This window comes from Sphingomonas sp., from assembly GCF_036388435.1.
Lineage (GTDB): Bacteria > Pseudomonadota > Alphaproteobacteria > Sphingomonadales > Sphingomonadaceae > Sphingomonas.
In genome coordinates this window covers 49,922-62,345 of record NZ_DASVRV010000041.1, presented here as the reverse complement: position 1 = coordinate 62,345, position 12,424 = coordinate 49,922, and the positions used below count along the sequence as shown (strand labels likewise).

The 12,424-nt window shown below is 67.5% G+C and carries 12 protein-coding genes and 1 tRNA gene; 5 read left to right on the top strand and 8 right to left on the bottom strand.

Annotated elements, in window-relative coordinates; all coding sequences use genetic code 11:
• The 4 genes from VF592_RS08635 to VF592_RS08620 all read right to left on the bottom strand — a co-directional run.
• A partial coding sequence (locus VF592_RS08635) for a hypothetical protein (protein ID WP_331005213.1) occupies positions 1-313 on the bottom strand: 313 nt, incomplete at its 3' end.
• Positions 310-2,049: a thiamine pyrophosphate-binding protein gene (locus tag VF592_RS08630; RefSeq protein ID WP_331005212.1), complete on the bottom strand. Its 1,740-nt coding sequence runs from the start codon at positions 2,047-2,049 to the stop codon at positions 310-312. The genes VF592_RS08630 and VF592_RS08635, both read right to left, overlap by 4 nt.
• Positions 2,033-2,764, bottom strand: a complete 732-nt coding sequence (locus VF592_RS08625) for a hypothetical protein (protein WP_331005211.1) — start codon at positions 2,762-2,764, stop codon at positions 2,033-2,035. Before VF592_RS08625 ends, VF592_RS08630 begins: the two co-directional genes overlap by 17 nt.
• A gap of 5 nt (positions 2,765-2,769) precedes the next feature.
• Positions 2,770-3,480, bottom strand: coding sequence for a hypothetical protein (locus tag VF592_RS08620; RefSeq protein ID WP_331005210.1), 711 nt, complete (start codon positions 3,478-3,480; stop codon positions 2,770-2,772).
• Positions 3,481-3,753: 273 nt separating this feature from the next.
• On the opposite strand from VF592_RS08620, the gene VF592_RS08615 reads away from it, so the two are divergent.
• The gene (locus tag VF592_RS08615) at positions 3,754-5,124 is read left to right on the top strand and encodes a class II 3-deoxy-7-phosphoheptulonate synthase (protein WP_331005209.1); all 1,371 of its coding nucleotides are present in this window, start codon (positions 3,754-3,756) and stop codon (positions 5,122-5,124) included.
• A 19-nt stretch (positions 5,125-5,143) separates the two neighbouring features.
• Here VF592_RS08615 and VF592_RS08610 read toward each other — a convergent pair whose 3' ends face one another.
• Positions 5,144-7,357, bottom strand: coding sequence for a UvrD-helicase domain-containing protein (locus VF592_RS08610; protein WP_331005208.1), 2,214 nt, complete (start codon positions 7,355-7,357; stop codon positions 5,144-5,146).
• Positions 7,354-8,214, bottom strand: coding sequence for a hypothetical protein (locus VF592_RS08605; RefSeq protein ID WP_331005207.1), 861 nt, complete (start codon positions 8,212-8,214; stop codon positions 7,354-7,356). Before VF592_RS08605 ends, VF592_RS08610 begins: the two co-directional genes overlap by 4 nt.
• Positions 8,215-8,422: 208 nt before the next feature.
• On the opposite strand from VF592_RS08605, the gene VF592_RS08600 reads away from it, so the two are divergent.
• The 3 genes from VF592_RS08600 (at position 8,423) to mtnP (ending at position 9,672) form a co-directional block, all read left to right on the top strand.
• Positions 8,423-8,497 (top strand) — tRNA-Glu (locus VF592_RS08600).
• Positions 8,498-8,644: 147 nt separating this feature from the next.
• Positions 8,645-8,773 carry a hypothetical protein gene (locus VF592_RS08595; RefSeq protein ID WP_331005206.1) on the top strand — a complete coding sequence of 43 codons (129 nt, stop codon included), beginning with the start codon at positions 8,645-8,647 and terminating at the stop codon, positions 8,771-8,773.
• Positions 8,774-8,784: 11 nt separating this feature from the next.
• Complete coding sequence (mtnP, locus tag VF592_RS08590; protein WP_331005205.1) at positions 8,785-9,672, top strand: S-methyl-5'-thioadenosine phosphorylase; 888 nt, start codon at positions 8,785-8,787, stop codon at positions 9,670-9,672.
• A gap of 1 nt (position 9,673) precedes the next feature.
• On the opposite strand, the gene VF592_RS08585 is transcribed toward mtnP, so the two are convergent.
• Positions 9,674-10,654 (bottom strand): radical SAM protein, encoded by a 981-nt coding sequence (locus VF592_RS08585; RefSeq protein WP_331005204.1) that lies wholly within the window; start codon positions 10,652-10,654, stop codon positions 9,674-9,676.
• A gap of 229 nt (positions 10,655-10,883) precedes the next feature.
• Between VF592_RS08585 and VF592_RS08580 the strand changes: the two genes are divergently transcribed.
• Positions 10,884-11,930, top strand: a complete 1,047-nt coding sequence (locus VF592_RS08580) for an SDR family oxidoreductase (RefSeq protein ID WP_331005203.1) — start codon at positions 10,884-10,886, stop codon at positions 11,928-11,930.
• Here the strand turns inward: VF592_RS08580 and VF592_RS08575 are convergent.
• Positions 11,890-12,417, bottom strand: coding sequence for a vitamin K epoxide reductase family protein (locus tag VF592_RS08575; protein WP_331005202.1), 528 nt, complete (start codon positions 12,415-12,417; stop codon positions 11,890-11,892). The two genes, VF592_RS08580 and VF592_RS08575, sit on opposite strands and share 41 nt — an antisense overlap.
• Positions 12,418-12,424: the final 7 nt, after the last annotated feature.

Below are 12,424 nucleotides of genomic sequence, written 5' to 3'. Positions count from 1 at the left end.
TCGCGGCCAGGATGTTCGCACGCTCCTCGGCGGCGTGGGTGACATAACGCGCGGCGTCGGTCGAACTCGCCGCATGAACCACGTAATCCGCGTCGGGGAGCATGGTCGCGGTGCCCACATCGGCGTCGTGGAGCGAGACGCCCTCGCCGATCAGCGCCGGATGGGTGCCGCGCAGCGCGCTCGCCCGCCGCGCCACGACGGCCACGCTGCCGATATCCCAGGGTTCGAGCAACCCGCGCGCATGGGCGTCCAGGATCGACTTGCCGAAAAATCCCGAGCCGCCGATGACCAGCAGCGATCTGGAGGACGTCACCTGTCCACCAGATAGTCGATTTCCGGCGTCATGCGATCGATCGGGTTCGACTCCATCGATCCGCTCGCGGTGATGCGGCTGGTGATCTTGGGCAGATAGGTCTGCTCGGGATCGATCGGCACCACGAACGCCTGCGGTCCGGGCGTCGTCATCCGCCGCAGGAACTCGGGAGACGTGTCGAAATCGAGCGGCAGGGTCATCACGGGCACATCCCAGGCCGCGAACACCCGCTCCCAATCGGGCAGTCCCAGCCCCGACGGACGATCGCAACCGAGATACTTGCCGTTGAAATAGCTGCGCTGCGTCATCCGGATCGACGCATGGCCCTGGTCGTGGAAGATGAAGATCTTCAGGTCCAGCGCGTTGACCATGACCGTGCCCAGCTCCTGGAGGTTCTGCGCGAACCCGCCATCGCCTTCCACCAGGATCGTGCGCCGTCCCTTGCCGCCGATCGACGCGCCGATCGCCCCCGACAGGCCATAGCCCATCGACGCCAGCGACTTGTTGGTCAGCACCCGCTGGCCGAATTTCTGTTTGTACAGCTGCATCGACAAGGTGAAGGCGCTGCCGCTGCTGCACGGGATAAACAGGTCGTCCGCGCTGGTTAGCTTTTCCAGCCGCACGATGAAGTCATAGGGCGAGATATAGCCCGCGCCCGTGTTGTTGACGGCCTCGACCCGCGGCACCGCGTCGCGGATCGATCTGGCCCGGGCGAGCCAGTCGGCCTTGGGCGGCAGCGCCGCGGACGCGAAGCGCCGGACGAAATCGTCGGCGTCGACCCGCAACGCCATGTCGGTGCGCGGGTGGCCCTTGGTCAGCTCGCCCTCGTCGATATCCAAGTGGACGATCGTGGCCGCGCGGCCGAACTCCTGCCAGTTGAAGCCCGTCTGCTGGAGGCCGAGCCGGGTGCCGAGCGCCACGATCAGATCGGCCTGCTGGATGATGATGTTGGCGCTGCGCTGACCCCAGGTATTGGGCCGGCCGAGATAGACGGGATCGTCGCCGTCGAAGCGGTCGGCGCCGTTATAGGTCGTCATAACCGGGACGCCCCGATCGATCAGCCGTTCCCGCACCCCCGCCATCGTCGGGTAGGATATGCCGCCGCCGACCAGCAGGATCGGCCGTTCGGCCCGGGCGTAGAGATCGACGACGGCCGCCAGCTCCTGCTCGCTCGCGAGTGGAAGCGCGGTCCGGGGCGGCTCGCCGAACGCCTCCTCCTCGACGGTCGCCGCCTGGACGTCGAGCGGCAATTCCAGGAACACCGGTCCCTTGCGCGGCTGCCAGCTGATCGCGATCTTTTCGGCGAAGTCGCGCGCGCCCAGCGGCGCCGTGAAGCGATAGGCGAGCTTGGTCGTCGATCGGACCAGTTCGACCCCGTCGACTTCCTGGATGCCGCGCGAGCGCACGCGTCCATGCGCCAGGTCCGCGGTCTTGACCTGCCCGCCGATGACCAGCAACTCGCGGCTTTCCAGATACGCCCCCGACAGCGCGGTGACGATGTTGGTAAGCCCCGGCCCGGCGGTGACGAGCGCCAGCGCCTTGGCCGGCGCGGCGATCTCGTTGAAATATTCGGCGGCGATGCCGGCGGCGACCTCGTGGACCACGGGAACGCCGGTCAGGAAGCGGTCCAGGCTTTCGGTCAGGTGCATGATGTTGCCCCCGCCGACGTAGAAATAATGCGTGTAGCCCGCGGCCTTCAGCCACGCCGCCATCTGGTCGCTATATTTGAGCGGCATCGTTGGGTCCCGAATCCTGCGGCCGCGCGATCTTCAGCATGGACTGTATGATCGTCAGCACCTGGTGCTGGCTGAGGCTTGACGCCTCGGTCTTGTCATATCCCCAATCGGCATGGAGCGGCAGGTGGACCTTGCCGTCGAAGGGCTCGAGATGCGAGTTCATGTCGTCGACATAGGCGACCAGATATCGCCCCTTTTCCAGCCAGCCCTGATGATTGGCCACCTCGATCTTGGATCCCAGCCGGCGGATATCCTCCTGCCCGAATATCTCGATCACGTCGGCATCGTAGAACGCCATGGTCTGGCGGATCGATTCGACATTGCGGGTGGACAGGATCGCGAACCGCTCGGGCTGGTCGAGGAGCAGCGGCTTCAACAGGAAGAAGAAGTCGTAGGGCGACATGATCTTGGGCCAGTCGCGGTCCCGCATGATCCGCGCCCGCGTCGCGAAGAAGCGTTCGGCGAACGCCCAGTCCGCCTCCACCGGCTCGACGAGCGGCAGATCGGCGATCTGCGCGAGCCGACTGCCCGGATGGAACAGGCGGCGATATTGCCACGCATCGGTCACGAATCCGCGGAATTCGAGAAATTCCTCGAAATCGACATCCTGTCGACAGTCCGCCTCGTCGGCGACGGTCGCCTGGCAGACGCTGTAAGCCTCGAACGCGCTGTTGAAGAGCACGCCGTCGAAGTCGAGAACGAATTTCAGCTCCACCGCGTCTAGACCCGTTCGCGCAGCTGCGCGATCCGCTTGGTCGAGCGCGCCACCGCCTCCGCCGCCGGACCGGTGCGCAATTCCAGCAGCTCCAGCTCGACCGCGATCGCGTCCTCCAGCACGCCGTCCTCGACGAAGCGGTTGACGGGCATCACCACCTTGCGCGTCTCCACGCAGTGGAGCAGGCCGCGCAAGGCGGCGTCCTCGCGCAGCAGGGCGCGCGTCTGGAGGTTGATGCCCCCGCCCATCGTCACTTCCAGCCCGCGACGGCGCCCGGCCTGTGCCACGGCGCGGACCATGGCCATCGTCGCGTCCGAATCGACCCCGGCGCCGCCGAACGAGGCGGTCAGGTCGGACCGCCCGATCGTCACGTTGTTCAGCCGGGTGCCCGCGTCGAGCAGCTCCTCGATCCGCTCCACCGCATGGACCGTCTCGATCGTCACCCCGACATGGTGAAAGCCCCGGGTCGGCAGCATCTCCATATATTTGCGCATCGCGAAACCCGATTCGATCATCGGCGCGACCACGCTGGTGACGCCCAGCCGACCGAGATAGTCGAGATCCGACTTCGCCTCGCAGCCGCCGATCTTGACCAGATAATCGATCCCGCGCGCGCGCGCGAAGATCACCTCGACGGCGAGTTCCTCGCGCGTCAGGCCCTCGGCCTCGAACTCCCCCTTGAGCGACGCGAAGCTCGCGAAATCAGCTACCGGCAATGTCTGGCAATCCCTTTAAGCACTTGTTTTCGCGACCGGACGGATACGAGGTCGTCGATGATCACGATCAATATCATCGCCGCGATCAGGTCAAGGTTCGTCCACCACGCTCCCCGGCACACGGGGAGACCGCGTGGTGGCGAGCGCCGATATGCCCAATATGCCGGCCGGGCAAGAGGCCCGGCGCACACGCGCGCTTCCCTGGATATTGCGCGCTCGCGCGATCACGCGCATGGCGGGCGCGACCTCGTTCACCATATCGGACCCACATCCATGGCCGCTTCCTGGGCCCCTGACAGCTGGACGCGGGCCGAGGCCCGCCAGTTACCGGATTACCCCGACACGGCCGCGCTCGCCGCCGCGACGGACACGTTGCGCTCCTTTCCCCCACTCGTCTTCGCGGGCGAGGCGCGCAACCTGACCGCCGACCTGGCGCGGGTCGAACGCGGCGAGGCGTTCCTGCTCCAGGGCGGCGACTGCGCGGAAAGCTTCGCCGAATTCCATCCCGACAATATCCGCGACACGTTTCGCGTCATCCTGCAGATGGCGGTGGTCCTGACCTTCGCCTCCAAGCTGCCCGTGGTGAAGCTCGGCCGCATGGCGGGCCAGTTCGCCAAACCCCGGTCCGCCCCGACCGAGACCGTCGACGGCATCGAGCTGCCTTCGTACCGCGGCGACAACGTCAACGACATGGCCGCGACGCCGGGCGGGCGCGCGCCCGATCCGCAGCGGATGATCCGCGCCTACAGCCAGTCGGCGGCGACCCTGAACCTGCTGCGTGCCTTTGCGCAGGGCGGCTACGCCAATCTCCACCAGGTGCACCGCTGGACCCACGACTTCCTGGGCGCGAGCCCCTGGGGCAAGAAGTATCGCGAGACCGCCGACCGCATCGGCGAGGCGCTGGAGTTCATGCGCGCCTGCGGCATCGATCCCGAAACCGTGCCCCAGCTCGCCCAGACGCAATTCTACACCAGCCACGAGGCGCTGCTGCTCCCCTTCGAACAGGCGATGACCCGGCGGGACTCGCTCACGGGCGACTGGTACGACACGTCGGCGCATTTCCTGTGGATCGGCGACCGCACCCGTTTCGAGGGATCGGCGCATGTCGAGTTCCTGCGCGGGGTCGGCAACCCGATCGGCGTCAAATGCGGCCCCGGCCTCGACCCCGACCTGCTGCTCCGCCTGCTCGACCAGCTCAATCCCGCCCGCGCCCCCGGCCGCGTCACCCTCATCACCCGCTATGGCCATGACAAGGTCGAGCAGCACCTCCCCCGCCTGATCCGCGCCGTCACGCGCGAGGGACATCCGGCCGTGTGGAGCTGCGATCCCATGCACGGCAACACCGTCCAGTCGGCCAGCGGCTACAAGACGCGCCCCTTCGACCGCATCCTGAGCGAGGTCCGCGCCTTTTTCGCCGTCCACCGCGGCGAAGGCACCCATGCCGGCGGCATCCATGCGGAGATGACCGGCCGCAACGTCACCGAATGCACCGGCGGCGCGGTCGACGTGACCGACCAGTCGCTGTCCGACCGCTATCACACCCATTGCGACCCGCGACTGAACGCGGGTCAGTCGCTGGAGCTGGCGTTCCTGCTCGCGGAAATGCTGAACGCGGAGATGGCGGAGCGGCGCAAGGCGGCCTGAATGCGGCCGCGCCCCTTCGTCAGGCCCGTACCAGGGTGCAATTCGCGATCGGGGCCGCCAGGACGTTGCTGATCCCGCCGCGCTGCTCGGAACTGGCGATCTTCAAACGGTGCGCGGCGCGGCTGGCGCCCAGATACAGCCGTGACACGTAACGGCGTCGCGCGCCCTGGCTGACATAGTCGTCCGCCAGATCGGCCGTATCGGCATGGATCAGGAACACCGTGTCGAATTGCAGGCCGGCCACATATTCCGGCATGCTGAATACGCAGCGCGTCCGCGCATAGCGCAGCTCGCGCAGGTCTTCGCGCGTGGTGATCGCCACGTACATGCTGCTGATCCTCGACGCCTTGCGATAGGTATCGAAAAGCTGATCGTTCAGGCACAGAACGGCCACCTGGCTTCCGCCGCCTTCGACCGCGCGCGCGCGCTGGACCGCCTCCCTGAAGATATCGTCGATCAGCTTGGTATCGGTTTCGAACACCCGATAGGTCGGAAACGGGCCGTCGTCGTTGCCGGAAAAGCCGGAATGCAGCTGGAACTCGCCTTCCAGATCGAGCGCCGGAAAGGAGCCGTCCAGGGCCTGGAGGAACGCCGCGATCTGCGGCGTCGAGCGGAATACCTGCTTCAGATCGACCGGCACCGACTCGCCGACGCCCGGATTGCGGAACCGTTCGAGACCGCCGCCCAGCGCCGCGTCGTTGGTGCTCTGCTTGAGGTCATAGGCCATGATCAGCGGCAGACGGCCTTCGCATTCGGCGCGGGTCTTGAAGAGGTTGTGAAGCGTCATCGCCTCCACCCGGGTGAAATAATGATATTCGTCGACGAAGACGACGTCGAATCCGTCCCGCTCGCGCAGTTGCGACCATTCGTGCGTCGACAGATAGCGATCGAAATCGGCCACCATCTGATCCATGCTCAGCAGCTTCTCGCGCTTCAGGGCGGACCGGTAGAGATCGTGAAGCTCGATCACGAGCTGACGCTCGTCGACCGTCTCCAGCGACATCTGCCAGGGTTCGCGCGCGCCCCTGACGTATCGGTCGGCATCCGGCGTACCACGTTTGATGTTCTCGGCATCAAGCACGCAGGCGAACTCGTTCATCAGTTCCTCGATCAGTGCCGCACGCCGGCCCGCATCCTTCATCCGGCCGCCAAGCTCGGGACAGGCGGGAACCAGCCCCCGCGCCAGCCTGGGATCGCGCAGCGCGACCTCCACTTCCTCGTTGATCATCATCCGCTGCAGCTCGCGACCTTCGCGGCCGTCGAGCGAAAGCGGCTTCAGGCCCTTTTTGACATAGCCGAGCTGTTCCTGCGCCAGTTCGTACAGCGTTCCGATCCAGAGCTTGTTCTGTCCGTCGGCCGTCCTGAGCTCGGCCCAGCGTTCGGACGGGTCGAGCGCGAAGAACATGCCGCGTACCACGTCATGGGCCAGCGCGGAGCTGTGCGTCAGGAAGGCGAACCGCTTGTCGCCGCCGCCGTCATGATCGAGGTACAGGTCGCGCAGACATTTCACCGCCATCGCCTGCGTCTTGCCGGTGCCGGCCGCGCCACGCAGCCTGATCGGTTTGTCATGGCCCTTGTCGACGAAGCGGACCTGCTCCTCGCTGAGACGCCTTTCATACCATTCGGCCAGCGACGCTGTGCCGGCGAGATGAAAGCCGAGCGGCTCCGACAACAGGATGCCGTAACTGCCGACGGCATCGGTCCGGGCGACCTCGGCCAGCGCCGCGTCCTGGTAGCCGGCGATGGCCGCGCGATAGACGGCCATGTCGGCCACGGTGTCGCTGAGCGCGCGCGGCTCGATCGTCATGGCATAGGCGAACACGTTGCCGCTGCCGTCCGGCGCCTGATCGAAGTAGATCCGCTGGCGCGAGTTGCGCGCGGGCGGCTGTCCGTAGATGGAAAGAAGACAGCCGTCATGATAGGCCTGGCACTGGATCGGCAGCGCGACGTTCCGGTCGAAATGGCGCATCGCGACCCGCAGGATCCGTTCAAAGGCGCAACGCCGTTTCGGCATGCCGAGCAGCGGACCTTCCGGACCAAGGTCGATCACCAGCAAGCCGCTCTCGTCGCTCGCCGCGGCGGACAGCAGGTAGATGTTGCCCCCCTGCTCGACCCGGCGCAGGCCGTCCGTGTTGTCGGGCAGCCGGAAAGCCGAAAACCAGCTATCCTCGATCAAGGCCGCGTCCAGCGCGCTCAACGCGTCCCGATCGATCACCAACGCACCGTGGCTCATGCCGACCCCTCCTGAAAGTTCATCTGATGCACCAGCAGATCGGCGGCCGCGGCGCAGGCGTCCTCGAACGAAGTCGGCATGCCGATACGCGAGAAGAGAAAGGCGAGCTTCTGCGTGACGGCGAAGCGGACGCCGTCCTGCAGGCGCCCGAACCGATGAAAGCCGTCCGGCCGGTCCGCCAGTCGTGCCTCCAGTTCCGCGCCGAAGACCGCATCGGCGTCGACCGAAGCTATGTCGCGCAGGAGGATGACGAACCCGAACCCGTCGGTCTGGGGCAGTTCCGGCAGCAGAAAGAAGTCCGGAAAACCGCGATCCCCCTTCAAGGCCTCGCCGATCATCCCCGCCTGCTCCGCCGCGCTTCGCCCGAGCAGGGTCCAGGCCCGGCGCAGTCGATCCATGGGGGAACAGGTCGAGAGCGGATCGGTCGCGGCATGGAGCGCCTGCATGATCCGGAGCAGCTTGGCGTCCGCTTTCCCCTCGGGCGCGACGGCCGCCCAGATCGTGGTCGGGTCGTCCTGTTCCAGCCACCGGCACAGCCCTTCGCCGGTGAGCGGCGTCAGTTCCGGATCCGATCGTCTGAGGCGCGCGCCGAGCCCTTCCGCCGCTACGCGCGCCTGCTTTTCCACCAACCGGCGCAACTGATCGGGCGCCCAGGTCGAACACAGATAGTCCGCGCCCGACACGATCCGGATCCAGGTGTACCGGTTGCCGGCCTTGTTCTGCGCGATGTCGCAATCCGCCGTGATGATCAGGCCCCACACAGGCGATGCCGTCGCATCGGGGCGGCGGCGAACGAGATCGCCCTGCTGGATGAGATCGCCGTCATCCCATTCAGCCCAAATCGCCTGACCGCTCACCCTGCCCCCGATCCTCGCCTCAACCGCTTGCATACCGCTATGGAGAAGCGGCGCGACGTGCTTGGAAATCATCTCCGTTTCGGACATATCTTCTGTCCCGACATGCCCCGGCACGACGCCGCCCGACGAAAACCGGTTACGCCGGCGTTCGGAGACGGCAGCTTGACGAACCTCCGCCCACCCCGTATCCGCGCCGCTTCCCGCTCATGGCCCCTTCGTCTAGCGGTTAGGACGTCGCCCTCTCACGGCGAAAGCACGAGTTCGATTCTCGTAGGGGTCACCAGCGTCGTTCCGGGTGCGGGGTTTCGCGGAGATCAGCCGCTCGGTCTTCGTGACATCATACCCGGTTGATCGTCGGTCGGTGCACGGCATTGTGCTCTGCCCGGTTCTGCTGACGATGCGCCTGGACAGATAGGGACGGATCGCTTCCATGATCGTGTCGCACATCATCACCGCCCATCGGAAAATCGCGTTGCCCGGCTTCGCCGTCGCGCATTCGATCGGCGGATCGACCGGATCGTTCGTAGCGAGCCGGCGGTTCCGGACCGCACCGCTGTGAAAGAGGCGACTATGGCGAACCATGATTCCTGGACGATCGGCGTTATCGGCGGATCGGGCCTATATGCGATCGAGGGGCTCGCCGAGCCGGAATGGCTCGACGTCGACACGCCCTGGGGCAGACCGTCCGACAGCCTGCTGCGCGGGCGGATCGGCCCCGTCCGCTTCGTGTTCCTGCCCCGCCACGGGCGCGGGCACCATCTTCCGCCGAGCGCGGTCAATATGCGCGCGAATATCGACGCCCTCAAACGCGCCGGCTGCACCGACCTGCTCGCCATTTCGTCGGTCGGATCGCTGCGGGAGGAACTGGCGCCGGGACGGTTCGTGGTGGTCGACCAGTTCATCGACCGTACCGTGCACCGGGACGCGAGCTTCTTCGGCCCGGGGATGGTCGCGCACGTGTCGATGGCCGAACCGGTCTGCCCGCGCCTGTCCCTGTTCGCGGCCGCCGCCGCCAGCCTGGCGGGCGCCGAGGTGGCCGAGGGCGGCACCTACCTGGCCATGGAAGGCCCGCATTTCTCGACCAGGGCGGAAAGCGCGCTCTACCGGCAATGGGGCTGCGACGTGATCGGCATGACCGCCATGCCGGAAGCCAAGCTCGCCCGCGAGGCGGAGCTGCCCTATGCGCTGGTGGGCATGGTCACCGATTATGACTGCTGGCGCGAGAACACCGCCCATGTCGAAGTCGGTGACGTGATCGCGCAACTCGCCGCGAATGCCGACATCGCCCGGCGACTGGTGGTCGAACTCGCCCATGCCCTGCCCGAGCGGCGTGAAGCGTCGCCGATCGATACGGTGCTCGACCGGTCGCTGCTGACCGATCGCCGGCATTATGATCCGGCCATGGTCGCCAGGCTGGACGCGATCGTGAGGCGGGTCGTCGGCGCGCGGGCGGAATAGCCTAGCCGCTGCAACTCGCCCCGCCGAGCACGCAGAAGCGGGCGCAATGGGGATGGTTGAGCGCGACGGGCCGGCTCGCCGCCGCCAGCGTGCGCCCCAGATCGAATTCGGGATGATAGGGCAGCAAGGTGCAGGCGGCGACGCTGGGGGCGGCTGCGCCGCGCCGCTTCACGACCATGCGGCTCGACGCGCACATCACCGAGCCGGGCGACTTGCCGAGGATCGACCAGCAGCGCTCGCTGATCTCGGGCGTGTCGGCGCCGGCGTCCATCTCGGGAAAAAGCACCAGCCGCTCGGGATCGGCGACGTCGAGCGCGATGCCCGCCCGGGTGAGCGACGCGGCATAGCCGATGCGCGCGTCGGCCAGCGTCTCGGCACCGAGCTGGCGACCCGCGACCGCGATGCGGAAACCATGAACCGCCAGCCAGCGCAGGCCGTCCATCGCCTTGTCCCAGCTGCCCAGGCCCCGTTCCGCCTCGTGGACCGCGCGGCTGTGATGGTCGAGACTGACGCGCAAGGTGAGCCGGTCGCCATGACGCGCGCGCAACGCGAGCAGCGCGGCCTCGTGCCGGCGCATCGGCCGCATGGCGTTGGTCAGCACCAGCACCGCGAAGCCGCGCGCGAGGCAATCCTCGAGGATCGGGATGATCTCCCGGTTCATGAACGGCTCCCCACCGGTGAGCCCGATCTCCTGGGTCGGCAGGCGTCCGGCGGCGATCTCGTCGAGATACCCCGCCACCTCCGCCGCCGACAGATAGACCAGGGCGTCGTTGGTCGGCGAACTCTCGATATAGCAGGTCGCGCAGGCCAGATTGCAGAGCGTGCCCGTGTTGAACCAGAGCGTGGCCAGTCCGGTCATCGCCACGGTGGCGCGCGGCTCGCCGCCGGCGGTCACCGCCGGATCGCGAAACTTCCCCGGCGCGAGCGGAAGCGCCGCCCTGACGCGGAACGGCGAGCCGGCGGGATCGGGGAAGCGGGCCATCCTGCCCGTCTAGCGGTCCCGTCGCACCCAGGCCAGCATCGCCGCCCGACCCGGTCGAAGCCGGTCGAGTCGTGCCGGTGCGATCTCGCACGGCCCCCGACACTCGACAGGACGTTCGTGACCGTCGACAACGGCGCCCGCCGGCATGTCTCAAGGTGCCGGCCGGCTGCGCCACCTCGCTGCCCCATGGCGAGGGCGGGAACGCGGCGCCGATGATGGAAGGTCGTTCTTGAAGATCCTGTTGACGGGAGCCGCCGGACTGCTGGGGGGCGAGGTCGCCGGACGGCTGGTCGATCGCGGGCACCACGTGACCGCACTCATCAACCGCAACCGCGCGGTACGGCGCAACGACGGTCGGCTGGTGGAAGGCGTGACGTTGCTCGACGGCGACCTCGGCCGGGAGTCGCTCGGCTGGAACGAGGCCATGTGGCAGGCGGTCGCGGGCGGTCACGAGCTGATCGTCCACTGCGCCGCCGTGACCCAGTTCGACGCCGCCGCAGCGGTCCACCGGGCGATCAACGTCGACGGCACCGCGCGCGTCCTCGCCCTGGCACGGGCAGGCGGCATGAAGTTTCTCCATGTCAGCACCGCCTATGTCTGCGGCACGCGCGACGGGCCGGTCGCGGAGGACCCGCGCGACGAGCGCTATCCCTTCGCCAACGGTTACGAGGCGAGCAAGGCGCAAGCCGAAGCGCTGGTGCGCGCGAGCGGCATAGCCGCGGCGGTCGCGCGGCCCAGCGTCGTCGTCGGCGGATGGAGCAGCGGCGCGATCCGCAGTTTCGACACGATCTATGCCGCCTTCAGGCTGATCGCGACGGGCCGCGTGCGCGTCATTCCCGCCCATCCGCACGCCACCATCGATTTCGTGCCCATCGACCATGTCACCGCGGGGCTGTGCGACCTGGCCGAGCGGATCGACGAGGCGGCGGGCCGCACCTATCACCTGGTCTCCGGCGGGCCGGTGCCGGTCGAGTTGCTCCGGGACGTGATCGCGTCCGTCCCGCATCTGGTCGCACCGACCCTCGTCGATCCGGCGCGCTTCGACATCTCCGCGCTACCCAGGAGCGAGCGCCGTCTGCACGCCCGCGTCACGGGCCTTTATGCCAATTATTTTCAGCGTGACCCGCGTTTCGACGACGGCAACGCCCGCGCGTTCATCGGTCGCGCCTGCCCGCCGACCGACGCCGCCTTTCTGCGGCGGCTGATCGACTTCGCGGGCGCGGCGGGCTTGGTTCCTAGCGGGCCGTCTCGGGCTCGGGTCCGCGCAGCGCCTTGACCGCTTCGGGAAGGGTGAGCGCGAGCGTCACGCCGGAAATGGCTGTCGCGACCTGGCACCAGCTGCACAGTTTCCGGTTCTCGCGCCATTCCAGCGCAGCCATCGCGCTGCACAGCGCCAGGTCGGCCGCCGCCTTGGCCGCGGCGGCGACGGGCAGCGCCGGGTTCTGGCGCGCGCGGTCCTTCCCTCCCGCGGCGATCGCCATCGCGGTCAGGCCGTAATTGACCAGCATCATCGGCCCGTCGGGTTGCTGGAGATTCGCATAGGCGTAATTGGACGCGTCGACCTTTTCCGCGTCCCAGATCTTGCCCGGCAGGATATCGGGCAGCCGCTTCGAGATACCTGTCTGATAGGCGGCCACCGCCGCCGCGATGAACGCGCCCGCGAAGGACAGGCCGATGCCGACGCGACGGCGCGTCAGGTCAGGGCTTGTGCCCTGGCGTAGTTCCTCGCTGAGCTGCGGCGGGGAGAGTAGTTCGACGGTCATGCTCCGG

What these genes read in the sequence shown, in the direction of transcription:
- VF592_RS08630 (WP_331005212.1), bottom strand. Translation starts at nt 2,049, where the DNA reads ATGCCGCTCAAATATAGCGACCAGATGGCGGCGTGGCTGAAGGCCGCG.
- VF592_RS08615 (WP_331005209.1), top strand. Translation starts at nt 3,754, where the DNA reads ATGGCCGCTTCCTGGGCCCCTGACAGCTGGACGCGGGCCGAGGCCCGC.
- VF592_RS08610 (WP_331005208.1), bottom strand. Translation starts at nt 7,357, where the DNA reads ATGAGCCACGGTGCGTTGGTGATCGATCGGGACGCGTTGAGCGCGCTG.
- VF592_RS08595 (WP_331005206.1), top strand. Translation starts at nt 8,645, where the DNA reads ATGATCGTGTCGCACATCATCACCGCCCATCGGAAAATCGCGTTGCCC.
- mtnP (WP_331005205.1), top strand. Translation starts at nt 8,785, where the DNA reads ATGGCGAACCATGATTCCTGGACGATCGGCGTTATCGGCGGATCGGGC.
- VF592_RS08585 (WP_331005204.1), bottom strand. Translation starts at nt 10,654, where the DNA reads ATGGCCCGCTTCCCCGATCCCGCCGGCTCGCCGTTCCGCGTCAGGGCG.
- VF592_RS08575 (WP_331005202.1), bottom strand. Translation starts at nt 12,417, where the DNA reads ATGACCGTCGAACTACTCTCCCCGCCGCAGCTCAGCGAGGAACTACGC.